The organism is Nocardiopsis sp. TRM 82005 (assembly GCF_056312425.1).
The window spans coordinates 1-15,165 of record NZ_JBWDTQ010000031.1; the positions used below are offsets into that span (position 1 = coordinate 1).

Sequence of the window (15,165 nt, forward strand, 5' to 3'; positions counted from 1 at the left end):
CCGCGCTGAGTGTGACGGACATCGGTTACTCACTAGTGACCTCACGCGCCGTCTTCGACGAACGCGCAGTAGTACTCACCGGACCCGACCACGGACTACAAGCCCTCCACGCCCTCGAACAAGGCCAAAGCACCGCCCCCGGACTCACCACCGGCACCGCCAACGTAAACGGCAAAACCGTATTCGTCTTCCCCGGACAGGGAGCACAGTGGACAGGAATGGGATCCCTTCTATGGGACACCTCCCCCGTGTTCGCCGAATGGATGCAAGCATGCGAAGAAGCACTATCCCCACACGTGGACTGGTCACTACGCGAAGTACTCTCCAGCAAATCCCCAGCATCACTGGAACGCGTTGACGTAGTACAACCCGCCTCCTTCGCGGTCATGGTCTCCCTGGCAGCCCTGTGGCGCTCCCTAGGCATTCACCCAGACGCCGTCCTCGGCCACTCCCAAGGCGAGATCGCCGCAGCATGCGTAGCAGGCTCCCTGCCCCTACCAGAAGCAGCACGCGTCGTAGCAGTCCGCAGCCGAGCCCTAGGAGCAATCACCGGCCAAGGCCGGATGATGTCGGTATCCCTCCCCGCAACCAACCTGAAAGAGCGCATCAAAAACCGGACCGGAACCGTTTCAATAGCAGTAGAAAACGGCCCCTCCTCCACCGTGCTCTCCGGCGACCCCGACGCGCTGGACCAACTGGAAAAGGAACTCACCACCGAAGGCGTACGCGTGCGATGGGTACCAGTAGATTACGCCTCCCACTCACACCACGTCGAACTCATCCAGAAAGACCTACTCGCCAGCCTGGGAACGGTGACATGCGGCACCGGCGAAACACCGATGTGGTCAACCGTCACCAACTCCTGGACCGAACCCGGCGAACTGAACGCCGACTACTGGTACCACAACCTCCGCTCACCCGTACGGTTCGAAGAAGCAGTCTCCCACCTGTGGAGCGACAACCACCGCTTCTTCGTCGAAGTGAGCTCCCACCCGGTCCTCGTACCCGCGATGAGCGAGGTCCTGGAAGAACACGACGGCATCGTCGTGGGATCCCTCCGCCGCGACAACGGCGGAATGGACTCCTTCCTGAACTCCGTCGCGCATCTCTACGTCCACGGCGGAACCGTGGACTGGAACACACTCCTACCCAGCTCAAAAGCACACCGGGTGGAGTTGCCAACGTACGCGTTCCAACGACAGCGCTACTGGCTGGAGTCATTAACCGGAACGGAGAGAACGGAACTTGTGATGGAAGAAGAGAGCATGCCACCAACGGATGACCTACCCGCGCAGCTGCGTGACCTCTCCCCGGACGAGCAGCTCAAGAGACTGCTGTCCCTGGTGCGGTCCGAAGCCCTCGGAACTCTGGGGCACACCGCTGACGACTCCATCGAGGACGATGACGGGTTCTTCGATGTCGGATTCACTTCGCTCCTCGCCGTCGAACTGCGGGACCGCGTCGCCAAGGCCACGGGCCTCAAACTCGGCGCGATGCTCCTCTTCGACCACCCCACCCCCCTCATGCTCGCCGAGCATTTGAGAGATCGACTGGCCGCGAGTTCCGAACCCGCCTCCTAGCAAGCACTCTTCCTGCTACGCGGCGGGCAGCATCCACGGGACTCTCCTTGGTTCCGTACCGCGGACCGTTCTGGCTCCTCATTGATCAATACCCACAACCCAAGGACACCCATGTTCGATATCGACGTCTACCTGGACTACCTGGGCTACACAGGGTCGCGTGAGCCCACCGTCGAGACTCTGCGCGAGATCCACAAAAAGCACCTCATGACCATTCCCTTCGACAATACCCTGCACGCCTCCAAAGGGCTCGCCGTGTGGAACGATGTCGAGGAGGACCTCGACGTTCTGTTCAAGACACACGTCCTCGACAAGCAGGGCGGTGTGTGCCACCAGCTCAACGGGCTGTTCCGTGGCCTCATCAAGGAGCTCGGGTTCGAGGTCACGGTCCTGTCCGCCGCCATTCGTGGCCCCGACAACAACTTCGGTCTGGACCTGGAGCACATGATGAACTGTGTTCGCGTGGGTGAGGACCTGTGGCTCACCGATGTCGGGTTCGTTGGCCCTTCCTTCCTCGATCCCATTCGCCTGACCGATGAGGTCCAATATCAGTACGGGTGCCAGTTCCGCGTCGTCGAGGACGGTGACTACCACATCGTCGAGCGCAAGGCCGCCGAGGGCTCGTGGCAGGGTGTCTACCGCTTTCGCCAGGAACCGAGGGAGCTCTCCGACTGGGTCGGCTTCGCTCAGCGGGTCACCGAGGAGACCGAGATCTACTGGGAGGGCGAGCTGGTCTCCACCGGCACACTCATCAGGGGGCGGTCCTTCGAGAACGGACAGCGGGTCCTCATCGGCCGACGCTATATGGAGGTTCGAGACGGGGTCGAGTCAGTGAGCGTGCTGGCAAAGCAGGATAAGTACGAGCAAATCCTCGGAAAGATCGTTGACCCTATTCGTTGACCGGTGTGAGCGAAGGAAAGCAAACCAATGCATTCGGACGTTCTGATCGTCGGATACGGGCCGGTGGGGCAGCTCCTGGCGATCCTCATGGCTGACAAGGGCTGGAAGACCACGGTGGTCGAGCGCTGGCCCGAGGCCTACCCCATGCCCAGGGCCGTCGCCTTCGACAGCGAGGTGGGCCGGATCCTCCAGTCGGTGGGGGTCGCCGACGCACTCAGGGAGCACGTCGAACCTTCCGGCACCTATTCCTGGCGCAACGCGAACGGAGAGGTCCTACTGGAGATCGACGCCTCCGAGCAGGGATGGTGCGGGTGGCCGGACTCCACGTCGATGTACCAACCTGGGCTGGAGGCCGCCCTGATCGCTCGGGGCGCTGAACTGCCCAACCTCCGGGTGCTACGCGGGTACGAGGCGGTCGGACTCCACGACCGCGGAGACCTCGTCGACGTCGTCATCGACGGCCGCGACGGTGACAGGAGGGATCTCTCCGCTACCTGGGTCGTGGGATGCGATGGCGCGAACAGCTTCGTGCAGCGCCATATCGGCTCCGAGTTCACCAGTTTGGACTTCTCCCGGGACTGGCTCATCTGTGACGTGGTCCCGCATGACCAACGGGTGTTCCATCCGAACAACTTGCAAATATGCGATCCCGCCCGGCCAAGGACAGCGGTCTCGGCGGGGCCCGGTCACCGGAGATGGGAGTTCATGCGGTTGCCCGGTGAGGACCTCGCGGAGCTCGACACCCCCGAGACCGTCTGGCGGATGCTCGGACTCTTCGACATCACACCGCAGAACGCCACTCTCGAACGGCACGCGGTGTACACGTTCGAGGCCGGGTGGGCGGTCCGGTGGCGCTCCGGTCACATCCTGATCGCCGGTGACGCCGCCCATCTCATGCCCCCCTTCGCCGCCCAAGGCATGTGTTCGGGGTTTCGCGACGCGGCCAACCTCGCATGGAAACTCGATCTGGTCCTGGCCAACACGGCTGGGGAAGACCTCCTCGACACCTACGAATCGGAGAGGAGGAAGCACGTGCAGCACGCGGTGGAGATGTCGGTCAACCTCGGCAAGGTCATCTGCCAGGACGACCCGGACAAGGCCGCCGATCGAGACACCGTCATGCTGGAGTCCCGCAGGCGCGGCCTGGGCCAGGCCCAGCCACAGGCCGCGGTCGTCCCCCTCAGACAGGGCTTTCTCGATCCGCGTGCCAAGGCGGGCGCGGGAGGCATCATCGGGGATCTCATACCCCAGCCCCGCGTGTCCAGCGCTGACAAGGGGACCGCGCTGTTCGACACCGTCGTCGGACACGGTTTCGTCCTTATGGCCGCTGAATCGCCCTGGTCGCTCCTGGACGAGGACAACCTGGCGTTTCTCAAGGGGCTCGGAACCCAGCTCGTCCATGTGGTCGCGCCGGGGACCGGCTTCGAGGAAGGATCAGTGGTCGATGTCGACGGGGCCTGCCTCTCCTATCTGGCCGAGGCGGGGATGATCGCCGCTCTGGTACGGCCCGATCGCTACGTGTTCGGTGCTGCGGGTGACGCGAAGGACCTCAACGAATTGGTTGGGGAGCTACGGCGGGGAATGGACGCTTCCTGAGGCTGGAGCGGAAACCGCGTGGGTCCGTGTCCCGCCCCCACGGGACGGGACGCGGACCGGTCTCGCGGACGGTGTCCGCGCCGGGGCCCGCCAGGCCGGGGTGCCGTGTCCTGGCGAGCGCCCCGGCCGCCATACGGACCGGCCTCCCACGGTCGCCCAACGGACACCCTTCGTTCCCTCAGGCGCACTATGCCTTCGCTTCGCTGGCCTCTGCCTGCTCGGGCTCCGCACCGGGCATCCTCGGACGGAGGACGAGGACGAGGATGAGGATCGCGACGGCGACGAAACCCGCGCTGACGCCGAACGCCAGTCGGTAGCCGCTGGTGAGCGCGGCCTCGAGGTTCTCTCCTTCGGCGGTCAGGCCAGTGGTGCGCGCCGTCGCGAGGGTGTTGAGTACCGCGAGGCCGAGCGCGCCGCCGATCTGCTGGGCGGTGTTGAAGATCCCGGAGGTGATCCCCGAGTTCTCGGGCGTGGCGTCCGACATCGCACACATCATGAGCCCGGGCATGGCCGCTCCGAGGCCCAAGCCGAGGAGGATCTGTCCGGGAAGGAAGTGCACGAGGTAGGAACCGTCCACCGGAAGGTTGGCGTAGAGCAGGAATCCGGCTCCGACCAGGGCAAAAGCCACCAGCAGGACAGGACGCGGACCGTACCGGGGAAGGACCCGGGGCGCGATGAAGAGCGAGACCATCGCGATGACCAGGGCGATGGGGATGAAGGCCAGCCCCGCGTCCAACGGCGCGAAACCGAGGACCCGCTGCACGTAGAGGACACCGAAGTAGAGGAACCCGAACATGGAACCGATCATCAGCATCTGTGCCGCGTTGGCCCCGGAGAGGTTGCGGGAGCGGAACAGGCTCAGCGGAAGCAGCGGGTTCTTCGCCGTGGCCTCGCGCCAGAGGAACGCCGCGACGATGACGATCGCGAGGGCGCCGAATCCCAGGGTGCTCAGGGAAGCCCACCCGTTGGACTCCGCGCTCACGATGGCGTACACGGCCAGGACCAGGCCGAAGGTGCAAAGGAGAGCCCCGGCGACGTCCGCGCCGGCACGCAGGCCGAGACCGCGGTCTCTGGGGAGCATCCGCATCCCCACCAGCACCACGGCGATACCGATCGGAATGTTGGCGTAGAAGACCCAGTGCCAACTGATCGCGTCGGTGAGGATACCTCCGACGAGGGGTCCCGCCGCTCCGCCGCCGGCGGAGGCGAAGCTGAAGGCGCCGATGGCCTTCGCCTGGTCACGCTCCTCGGGGAACATCGACACGATCATCGCGAGAATGCCGGCAGCGGTGACGGCCCCGCCAACGCCTTGCAGCAGACGGGAACCGATGAGCATCGCCTGGTTCTCGGAGAGGCCACAGAGCGCTGACGCGATGGTGAAGACCGCGATACCGGTAAGAAATACCCACTTGCGGCTCAGTAGGTCGCCCAGTCGGCCGGCCAGGAGGAGCAGCGCGCCAAAAGTGATCACGTAGGCGTTGACGACCCAGACCAGGTTCGCCTGCGCAAAACCTAGATCGCTTTGGATTGAGGGTAGCGCGACGTTGACGATGTTCTGGTCAAGGATGATCATCAGCTGGCCAACACAGAGTGTGGTGAGCGCCAACCAACGCGACATCTTTCCTGGTGGTGCTGATCCGCTCATCTTTTCGACTCCTGGTTTTGGTCGATCGGCTGTAGGTTGGGAAGGCATGGTGGACAGCCTCGTCTTCACAGGGACTCGGCCAGAGAAACGAGAACGTAGTCAGGATCTTTGTGCGCGTATCGGCAACGCCACAATGTCCCTTGCGCAGGACCGTAAGAAGTCCTGGCAACCATCCAGCACCTCCAGTGTTGCTGAGGTGCTGCCAGCAGTGGAAGAAGGCACTTTTATGTCCCAGGGGAACACCGGTGTGTCACCGCAGGTCATCCTGGCCGAGGCATGCCCAGTTCGTGAGGTCTTGGACAGGGTGGCCGGAAAATGGAGCATCCTCGTCCTCGTCGCCGCGGCTCGGGGACCTGTGCGGTTCACGGAGCTGGAGCGCTCCATCGAAGGAATCAGCAGAAGGATGCTCACGCTCACGCTACGCAACCTCGAACGCGACGGCCTGTTGACTCGGACCATCCACCCCTCGATACCGCCGTGTGTGGAGTACACGCTGACCGACATCGCCTACGAACTGTACGAGTCACTGGTGTCCCTTACCGCGTGGGCGGATCGTCACAGAGGGACTATCGCGGCCGCCCGCGAAACCTACGACAAGTCCAGGGGCTCCGTGCCAGTGGCGCAGCACAGGGCCAGCTGAGCGCCGAGACGGCGCCGGCCCAGGAGTTCGGTCCGTGTACGCGGCCGACGGCACAGAGGTGAACACACGAACACCGTTTTCGGCCTTACGAAGCGGGTGCTTTTGATTCTGCTTCCCGGTTCGAAGCAGAAAAAGGAACTCGTCCCCTCGGGACGGTGGCCGGCGCGAACATTGCTGCCCGGAGCAGCGAACTCGTCACACACCCCCGAAGCAGTTCTCCGTGGCCGGGTCCCCCGGACGCGAGGACCCCGCTTTCCGAGCAGGGCATGACGGGAGGCCCCCGGTCTCCCTTTCCCGATGGCCGGGGGAGCCTCCCGGGGCGGGGCGCTCCGCCGGAGCGGGGACCCGGCGCTGGCCAAGGTCTGTTCGGGAACCGGCTGCGCGGCGATCAGTTCTGGCCCGCAGACGCGTGTCGCACCCCGTCGCTAGCGTTGCCCCCCGTCGAATCCCCTCCACGAGGGGCCCCGCCCCGAGCCAAGGACGCCCATGCCCCGAGCCACCTTCCGCGGCGAAAGCCCTCTGGGCGAACGCCTCGCCGACTCCGACGCGCCCGACCTGCCCGAGGGGGTCACCGTCCGGCCCTCCCCGGAGGCCCGCGAGTGGGCCGCGCGCATGGGGCTCCGGCTGCCCTTCCATCCACGCGGCGAGGAGATCCTCGCCGCCCTGTACGTACCCGGGCTCCCCGAGTGGGTCGAAGAGCTCGAAAAGGCCCTCGACGCCGTCGCCGACGCCCACTTCACCGGCTACGCGGGCCCCGATCCCGAACTCGAACCGGACGCCGAGATCCTACGGCTGCTCCACGCGGCCGACGAGGACACACGCCCACGCCTGATCGTGTGGTCCGCGCTGACCACCACACCGCGATACAGGGCCAAGGAACTCCCGCCGGCCCGGAGGCGGACCATGTTCCGCGCCCACGAGTGGGTGCTGCGGATCCTCACACAGGACCGGGTCGCCTGGGACAGCACCACCCTGCCCCTCCTCACCCGTTCCACCACCGCCTTCCACACACCAGAGTCCTCCTCGAAGCCCTGGCACGCCGAGGTGGCGCTGCACCAGTGCGAGAAGGCCGTGCCCGAGGCCCTGGCCGCGTGCGCCGCACCCCTGCGCACGATACTGACCGCCTTCCGTCGGAGCTGGGACGACGGCGCACCCGGCTGGTACCTCGACGAAGAAACTCAGCACACCAGGTTCCTGCGTGTGCTCCACCGGGCCGGCCCCGCCCTCCTGCTCCCCGAGGACCTGTTCCACGCCAGGGACGACTACGGCGACCTGCTGCGCAGCCGCTGCCCCGACCTGCTCGACGATCCCGCTCTGGCCAGCCTGCTCCTGCACTGCCTCGGCCTGGAGAGCAGCCGTCCCAAGGCCGCGTGGACCGAGGGGTTCACCCGGCTCCTGGCCACCGTCCCCCACGGCCCCGACACGCTCCGACGCATGCTGGAGCTGACCCTCCTCGTGACCCCCAACAGGGCGGCGATCGCCTCCGGTTCACAGCCGCGCGTCAGTGACCGCACCTGTTTCGTCCTGCGCGGCCTGATGTGGGGCCTGGAGACGCTCCCGGAAACCGACCGGACCTGGGCCCCGTCCCTGCTGGAGCGCATCGCCGTGTTCTCCGGCACCGGCCCCGGCGGGACCAAACTGCTGCGCGCCGAACGCCTGGCGTTCACCGCCCTGGAACTCCTGGAGCGCCGCGGCGGAGAGGAGACGATCGCCGCGCTCGCCCGTATCCGGCCGAGATACAAGAAGAAGACGGTCATCCACAAGGCCGACCGTGCACTGGGCTCCATCGCCGATGCGCTGGGCGTCACCACCGAGGAACTGATGGAACGCACCGTCCCCGCCTTCGGCCTGAGCCGGGACGGCACCCGCACCGACACACTGGGCGAACACACCGTGATCCTGTCGTTGGGCCCTGAGGGCACCGCGTCGCTCGGTTTCGCCTCCGCGAGGGGGCGGCGCGCGGCCAGCCCGCCCAAAGCCCTGCGCGAGTCCCACGCCGAGGAGGTCAAGGCGCTGCGAGCCGAACTCAAGGAGCTGCGCGCGGCCGTGGCCGCCGAACGCGTGCGCTTGGAGGGTTTCCTGGCCGAGGGCCGTGTCTGGGCGGTCGGGCCGTGGCGGCGCCACTACCTGGACCACCCGGTCACCGGGGCGCTGGCCCGGCGCCTCGTCTGGGAGATCAGCACCGACGGTGGCCGTACCTGGGCCGCCGGACTCCCCGAGGCCGACCACGACCACTGGCGGCTGACCGGCCCCGACGGCGCCGCCGCCGCACGTGCCCGGCAGGTCGAGGACACGGCGCGGGTGCGGTTGTGGCACCCCGTCCGGCACGGTCCCGCCACGGTGCGCCGCTGGCGCGACCACCTGACCGACCGGGAGATCGCCCAGCCCCTCAAGCAGGCCTACCGGGAGATCTACCTGCTCACCCCGGCGGAGGAGGCCACCAGGACCTACTCCAACCGGTTCGCCGCGCACGTCCTCAAGTACGGGCAGGCCAAGTCCCTGCTGACCGTACGCGGCTGGTCCGCCTTCCAGCTGGGCGGGTGGCGGGACGGGGAGCACGACACCGGAGAGCGCACCTACGTGGACCGGGCCACCGGGACCGCGTGGCGGGCCACCCTGGACACCAACCTGATCGACATGGACCCGGGGCGCCGGATCCTGACCTGCGGCACCGACCAGGTCCGCTTCCACCGGGGGGAGCGAGACGCCCCCGTGCCGTTGGCCGAGGTACCCGCGCTGGTGCTGTCCGAGGCCATGCGGGACGTGGACCTGGCCGTGGGCGTGGCCTCCATCGCAGCCGACCCCGAGTGGGCGGACCGGGGCGAACGAGCGCATCTGCCCTACTGGCGGCGCACCGCCTTCGGGGAGCTCACCGAGAACGCGGTCGTACGCCGTGAGGCCCTCGAACGCCTCCTGCCGCGGCTGCGTATCGCCGACCGGCTGGAACTGACCGACCGCTTCCTGCGGGTGCGCGGTGACCTGCGCACCTACCGCATCCACCTGGGCAGCGCCAACATCCTGATGGAACCGGACGACTCCTATCCGTGCGTGGTGGAGTCGGGTAGGAAGGGGCCAGGGGTCTTCCTGCCCTTCGAGCAGGACGGCGGCCGCCTCTCGGTGATCCTGTCCAAGGCCTTCCTACTGGCAGATGACACGGCCGTCACCGACCCCAGCATCACCGGGCAGATCCGCAGGGGCCTGGACCGGGACACCGGCCGGTAGGAGGGCGCGGCCCGCCGGGCCGCGGACATGATCGCGCGGGGCGGCGGTGGCTGCCCGGACAGGGTCGCCCCGAAATCACTTCGCCCGTGCTTGCTTTGTCCGATATGGTCGTGGAATTGCAATTCGCTGCTGGGAGCCCATGAGGCTCGCGTGTGGCCTACCCGGCAGTTCCCCGGTTGAGAGCAGGTTTCGTTAATGGCATGTCGTATCAGTGAGCTCGTGCTCGGTTGCCACGACCCTGAGGTGCTGGCGCGGTTCTGGTGCGAGGTCCTGGACTTCATCGTGCTCGATCGCGAGGGCAACGACATGGTGGAGATCGGGCCGCGAGAAGGGTTCGGCGGTCCGCAGCCGACGATCATCCTCAGCCGCAGGGACGAGCCGGAGCCGGGGAAACCCCGGCTGCACATCGACGTCAACGCCACCGACCGCGATCAGGACGCCGAGCTCGAACGCCTTCTCAAGCTCGGTGCGCGCCCGGCCGACATCGGCCAGACCGGGCAGGAGCAGTGGCATGTCCTGGCCGACCCCGAAGGCAATGAGTTCTGCCTGCTCAAGGCCCGCCTCAACCCACTCTGATGCTCATGGGTCGCGCCTCGGCCCCAGGTACCCGGGGCCTGCCCCGAAGCCCGGTGTGACGGGCGTGTCGTGATCGTGAAGCAAGTGAGGTCTCCGGTAGAGGGCTCATCGACCAAGAAGAACCCGAACACCGGAGACCTCGTGGCCGCCCCAGCGGTGGCGAGGCGGCTCGTCCTGACCGATGAGCAGTGGGCGCGGCTGGAACCGCTGTCGCCTGTGCCCACGCGATCGGGTCGGCCGTCGGCGTGGACGTCAGCCGCCCTCGCCCCGAGGCGCCCTCCGGTCGGACCAGGCCGGGAACGTGAGGCCGTGCATGCCCTGGTACGAGGCGCAGGGCGGTGTGCTCCAACCCTCGGTCAGCTCCCGGTCCGGGCGGTACACCTCCACAGCGAGCGGCCGGCACACGTCGACGGGATCGCGGGCGTCGGGACCCCAGAACGGCACCGAGAGATCGCCGGCAGGGCAGGTCGACAGCGCGCACAACAGGTCCTGCTCGGCGAAGAACTCGAAGAAGTCGCCGGCCTTCGCGGGCGAGGGCTTCATGTAGTACCGGTCCTCGTCATCCAGACCGGTGACCGTGAAGATGTTCAGCACGTCGTGCACGTCGAACTCGGTGAGGCCGTAGGGCAGCACGGCCCGGGTCAGGTTCGAGTGGCAGTGGAAGTCGAAATCCTCGTCGGTGAGGATGCGGTTGACGTAGGGGTCGCAGCGCGCCCCGAGCAGGTCGTGTACCCGAGCCCCGTCCTCGTCCACCCCGTACCACTCCAGAGAGTCGTTCGTGATGGTCAGCAGCGGACGCAGGTAGGGCAGGGTCGACCACAACCGGTCGTGGCGGGTCACATGCGCGCCCTGGAGCTGACGCGTGCGCGCCGCCCACAGGCGCTCTCTGGGGTTATGGCGGTTCCACACGTTGAAGTCCCCGGCCTGGGCGCCCTCCGGGGTGATGATCCGGCACAGGTGGCCGGCCGGGACCTCCCAGGCGCGGCCGGACCGGATCGGGATCACGAACCGTTCGACGGACTCACGGCTGTCGGTGTTCCCGGCGAGCCGATCGTAGAAGTCCCTGTCGACGTCGAGGACGCCGCCGGACTTCGGCTGGTACGAGGTGGTGGCCGGACTCATCTCATCCCTCCCGTGACGTGTGCTCGCGGGGCGCGCCCTCGCGCTCTCCCCCGCTGTTCTCCGTTCGATGGTGGGCCGCACGTTCCCGCCGGAGCCCGTCGAGTACCTGCCGTTCGGAGTCCTCCAGGTAGAGCAGGAGCGCACCGACGCCCTGCGAGCGGTGCCCCTGCCGCAACAGCTCGAACAGTTCCCGATCGCGTGCGGCCCAGCCGCGCTGGAACCGCTCCTCGTCGCAGGAGGCCGCCCACGCCAGCCGCAGCTGGGCGAGCAGGGTCCGGAAGAACTCGTTGATCCGGTGGCTGCCCAGGACCGCGACCAGCGCTTGGTGGAAGTGCAGGCTCGCGGTGCCCGCCTCCCTCCAGCGGCGCGCCCGCTCGGCCCGCTCCTTGGCGACGACGGCCGCCTCCATGCCGGCGAAGTGCCTCTCGTCCGCCACCGCGCTCTCCGTGGCCGCCTGCGTCTCCAGGACCCGCCGGGTGCGGTAGATGTCGCGCACCTCCGAAGCCGTGAGGGCCTTGACCGACACACCCCTGTGGGGCGCCTGGGTCACCAGGCCCTCCGAGGCCAGCAGCCGCAGCGCCTCACGCAGGGTGTTGCGCGAGACGTCCAGTTCGGCGGCGACCGGCACCTCCCGCAGTGCCGTACCGGGGAGCAGAACACCCTCGACGATCCGCTCGCGCAGCACGTCCACCACCCGGCCGGTCGTACTCGGCGCCCCCGCGGGGCCGCTTTCGTCGTGCAGCATGCCTACACGCTAGGACGCATCTGTTCAACAATCAAGGGAAAGGAGGATCGTGCTTGCACTCGCCTTCTCTCCTTACCCTTCTCAGACACAGGCCAGAGCTCCGCAGCGCTGGGAGTACTGTTGAACAATACCGGAGACGCACCTCAGGCGGGGGCCGGGCCCGTGGAGTCGCGGATGACCAGGTGCGAGGGGAGCATCACCCGCCGGTCGGTCGTGCGGGTCGTGGAGCGGGACCTGTTCTCCAGCAGCAGCTCCACGGCCGAGCGCCCCGCCTCGTCCTGGGGGCCGGCCAGGGTCGTGAGCGCGGGCACACAGAAGTCGGCTCCGAAGATGTCGTCGTAGCCCACCACGCTGATCTGGCCGGGCACGCTCACACCCCGTTCCGCCAGGCGGCGCAGTACACCGATGGCCAGCAGGTCGTTGTGCGCCACCACGGCCGTGGCCCCCGTGACCAGGGCAGCGTCGGCCGCCGCGCCGCCGCCGACCACACGGGGAGGGAAGGGCCCCAGGCGCGTGGCCTTGATCCCGAGGCCCCTCGCGCCGTCACGCAGTCCCTGCCAGCGTTCACCGGCCAGCCAGGACTGGTGCGGTCCCGACAGGTAGACCAGTGACCGGTGCCCCAGCGAAGCCAGGTGCTCCACGATCTGTCTGCTGCCCACCCGGCTGTCGACCACGGCGCTGGGCAGGCCCCTCACCTCCCTGTTGACCAGGGCCAGGTTGTGCTCCTCGGCCAGGCCCCAGAGCCCGTCGTCGGACATGCGGCTGGAGGCCAGGATGAAGCCGTCCACCGAGCGCGCCAAGTGCTCGATCTGGTTGCGCTCGTTGTCGGCGGACTCCTCGGTGTAACTCAGGATGAAGGTGATCCCGGCCGCGGAGGCGCGGCGTTCGGCGCCCCGGATCGTCCCGAAGAAGTGCGGGTTGGTGATGTCGGGCACCAGCATCGCCACGGTCGCGGTCCGCCCGGACTGCAACGCGGTCGCCAGGGGGCTGGGGCGGTAGCCGAGGCGCTCGGCGACCCGCAGGACGTGCTCGCGCGTGGTGGCGTTGACGCGACGCGGGTTGCGCAGGGCGCGCGAGACCGTGGAGGCGGCGACGCCCGACTCCCGGGCCACGTCGTAGATGGTGGTGCGCTTCGGAGAGGTCATGGTGCCCTTCTACGCGCTGTGACAACTTTTGGCAATCGCTTGCCATGACATGAACGTGAAACCTAAGGTTCACATCACGTCTCAGGTGGTGCGAATCACGTGCCCCATGACCTGCACTGACATTGTCCTTGTTCGTTGAGTGGAGCCCGTCCGGATGGCAGACAGACCCCCAACCCCCGGCAACAGACCACGACCGTCGCGCCCGGCTCCGGTGCGGTGGCTGGAGACAGCCGAGCTGGTCGCCGGAGCCGCGCTGCTCGCACTGATCCTCGTCCTCATCCTCGTCCAGGCCGCCCAGCGCCACCTGCCCGCGAGCGGCTGGGTCTGGACCGGCGAACTGGCCCGCCTCGGACTGGTATGGCTCACGTTCTCCCTGATCGGCTACCTTCTGGGCCGAGACGAGCACATCACCCTCAAAGTGGCGGACTTCGTGCTCGGGGACCGCGCGCTGCGCGCGGTGTGGGTCCTGGCCAACCTCGTGGTCGCGGCTGTGGGTGTGATGCTCACCCTGGAGGCCGTCGAACTCGTCTTCGGCGGATCCCCCCAGTCGACATCCGCCCTGCGGATCCCCCTCTCCTGGACCTACGCGATCCCGCTGGCCGGCGTGGTGCTCATGTCGCTGCGGGCCCTCGCCAACGCCGTCCTGCTGCCGGGACCGCCGCAGCGTGAGAACCACGCCGCTGACTCCGAGGGGGTCGCCTGATGAGCGCGCTACTGGTCATCGCCGGCATCCTCGTCCTGCTGGTCCTACGGGTGCCCATCGCATTCGCGATCCTGGGCCCGTGCCTGGCCTACATGGCGATCGGCGGCCAGTCCACCGGGCTGAGCCTGCGTACGGCAGCCCAGGAGGTCAACAGCTTCCCCCTCCTCGCGGTGCCGCTGTTCATCCTGCTCGGGGTCGTCGCCAACCACACGGGGATCGCCGACCGGCTCTTCGCCTTCGCCCGAGTACTGCTGGGACGCGTACACGGCGGCCTCGGCTACGTCAACATCGGTGTGAGCGTCGGCTTCTCCTGGATCAGCGGAACGGCCCTGGCCGATGTGGCGGGCATGGGCAAGATGGTGGTCCCGGCGATGACCAAGGCGGGCTATCCCCGCCGCTTCTCCCTCGGCCTGACCGCCGCCACCAGCCTGATCAGCCCCATCATGCCGCCCAGCATCCCCGCGATCGTGTACGCCTCGGTGGCCGCCGTCTCCACGGCGGCGCTGTTCGCCGCGGCGGTGGTGCCCGCGCTCCTGATGGCCGGAGGGCTGACCCTGGCGGTGTTCCTGTGGGCGCGCAGCAAGCCCGAGCTCGCCGGACGCCGTGCGGAGCGGGGCGAACTGCGCACCGCGGTCCTGAGCGCGCTGGGCCCGCTGGGCGCCCCCGTGCTATTGCTCGGCGGGATCCTCAGCGGCCTGTTCACCCCCACCGAGGCCGCGGCGGTCGGAGTCGCCTACGTCCTCGTCCTGGGCCTGTGCTACCGCCAGCTGAGCCCGCGCGCCCTGTGGCGCATCGGGGTGGAGACCGTCACCACGGCCGCATCCATCACCGTCATCCTCGCCGCCTCCGGCCTCCTGGGCTGGGTGCTGGCACGGGAGCAGGTACCACAGCGGGTCGCGTCCTTCCTGCTGGGTCTGACCGACAACCCGGTGATCCTCCTGCTACTGGTGAGCGTCGTGCTGATCCTCATCGGAACGGTGTTGGAACCCATCGCCGCGCTGGTCATCACCGTCCCGGTCCTGCTGCCCGTCGCCGTCCAGCTGGGAGGCGACCCGGTCCACTTCGGCGTGATCACCATCCTCTGTCTGATGATCGGCCTGCTCACTCCCCCGATCGGCGGTGTGCTCTTCGTCTTGGGCTCGGCGACCCGCACACCCATGCACGAGGTGTTCCGCGGCACCGCCCCCTTCCTCGTTCCGCTGGTGGCGGTCCTGCTGCTCCTGATCCTGGTACCCGACCTGGTCCTGTTCCTGCCCGGGCTCCTGGACCTGTGACAATCCCACCGACCTCC

At 67.7% G+C, this 15,165-nt stretch carries 12 protein-coding genes; 8 read left to right on the forward strand and 4 right to left on the reverse strand.

The features are described from left to right. The 3 genes from AC0T5L_RS22850 to mhpA all read left to right on the forward strand — a co-directional run. Nucleotides 1-1,580: acyltransferase domain-containing protein (locus AC0T5L_RS22850; protein ID WP_476167524.1), on the forward strand; the 1,580-nt coding region annotated here is incomplete at its 5' end. 111 nt (nt 1,581-1,691) lie between these two features. Further along, the gene (locus AC0T5L_RS22855) at nt 1,692-2,480 is read left to right on the forward strand and encodes an arylamine N-acetyltransferase family protein (protein ID WP_476167525.1); all 789 of its coding nucleotides are present in this window, start codon (nt 1,692-1,694) and stop codon (nt 2,478-2,480) included. Nucleotides 2,481-2,507: 27 nt separating this feature from the next. Beyond that, a complete protein-coding gene (gene mhpA, locus AC0T5L_RS22860) occupies nt 2,508-4,076 on the forward strand; it encodes a bifunctional 3-(3-hydroxy-phenyl)propionate/3-hydroxycinnamic acid hydroxylase MhpA (RefSeq protein WP_476167526.1) in 1,569 nt (522 codons plus the stop codon). 187 nt (nt 4,077-4,263) lie between these two features. Here the strand turns inward: mhpA and AC0T5L_RS22865 are convergent, their stop codons facing one another. Continuing rightward, nucleotides 4,264-5,649, reverse strand: coding sequence for a DHA2 family efflux MFS transporter permease subunit (locus AC0T5L_RS22865; protein WP_476167527.1), 1,386 nt, complete (start codon nt 5,647-5,649; stop codon nt 4,264-4,266). Here AC0T5L_RS22865 and AC0T5L_RS22870 point away from each other — a divergent pair. From AC0T5L_RS22870 to AC0T5L_RS22880, 3 genes are all read left to right on the forward strand, one after another. Next, nucleotides 5,642-6,361, forward strand: a complete 720-nt coding sequence (locus AC0T5L_RS22870; RefSeq protein ID WP_476167528.1) for a winged helix-turn-helix transcriptional regulator — start codon at nt 5,642-5,644, stop codon at nt 6,359-6,361. The two genes, AC0T5L_RS22865 and AC0T5L_RS22870, sit on opposite strands and share 8 nt — an antisense overlap. A gap of 486 nt (nt 6,362-6,847) precedes the next feature. Next, complete coding sequence (locus AC0T5L_RS22875) at nt 6,848-9,583, forward strand: DUF4132 domain-containing protein (RefSeq protein WP_476167529.1); 2,736 nt, start codon at nt 6,848-6,850, stop codon at nt 9,581-9,583. Nucleotides 9,584-9,778: 195 nt separating this feature from the next. Next, nucleotides 9,779-10,159 (forward strand): VOC family protein, encoded by a 381-nt coding sequence (locus AC0T5L_RS22880; protein WP_476167530.1) that lies wholly within the window; start codon nt 9,779-9,781, stop codon nt 10,157-10,159. Nucleotides 10,160-10,411: 252 nt separating this feature from the next. Here the strand turns inward: AC0T5L_RS22880 and AC0T5L_RS22885 are convergent, their stop codons facing one another. The 3 genes from AC0T5L_RS22885 to AC0T5L_RS22895 all read right to left on the reverse strand — a co-directional run bounded on the left by AC0T5L_RS22885 (nt 10,412) and on the right by AC0T5L_RS22895 (nt 13,171). After that, complete coding sequence (locus AC0T5L_RS22885) at nt 10,412-11,281, reverse strand: urea carboxylase-associated family protein (RefSeq protein WP_476167531.1); 870 nt, start codon at nt 11,279-11,281, stop codon at nt 10,412-10,414. 1 nt (nt 11,282) lies between these two features. Next, nucleotides 11,283-12,026, reverse strand: a complete 744-nt coding sequence (locus AC0T5L_RS22890) for a GntR family transcriptional regulator (RefSeq protein ID WP_476167532.1) — start codon at nt 12,024-12,026, stop codon at nt 11,283-11,285. Between the two features lie 143 nt (nt 12,027-12,169). Continuing rightward, on the reverse strand, nt 12,170-13,171 hold the full coding sequence (locus AC0T5L_RS22895; protein WP_476167533.1) for a LacI family DNA-binding transcriptional regulator: 1,002 nt from the start codon (nt 13,169-13,171) through the stop codon (nt 12,170-12,172). A 154-nt stretch (nt 13,172-13,325) separates the two neighbouring features. Here AC0T5L_RS22895 and AC0T5L_RS22900 point away from each other — a divergent pair, with 154 nt between their 5' ends. Both AC0T5L_RS22900 and AC0T5L_RS22905 read left to right on the forward strand, forming a co-directional pair. Further along, nucleotides 13,326-13,874, forward strand: coding sequence for a TRAP transporter small permease (locus tag AC0T5L_RS22900; RefSeq protein ID WP_476167534.1), 549 nt, complete (start codon nt 13,326-13,328; stop codon nt 13,872-13,874). After that, complete coding sequence (locus tag AC0T5L_RS22905; RefSeq protein ID WP_476167535.1) at nt 13,874-15,148, forward strand: TRAP transporter large permease; 1,275 nt, start codon at nt 13,874-13,876, stop codon at nt 15,146-15,148. The genes AC0T5L_RS22900 and AC0T5L_RS22905 overlap by 1 nt, the downstream gene beginning before the upstream one ends. Nucleotides 15,149-15,165 lie beyond the last annotated feature (17 nt).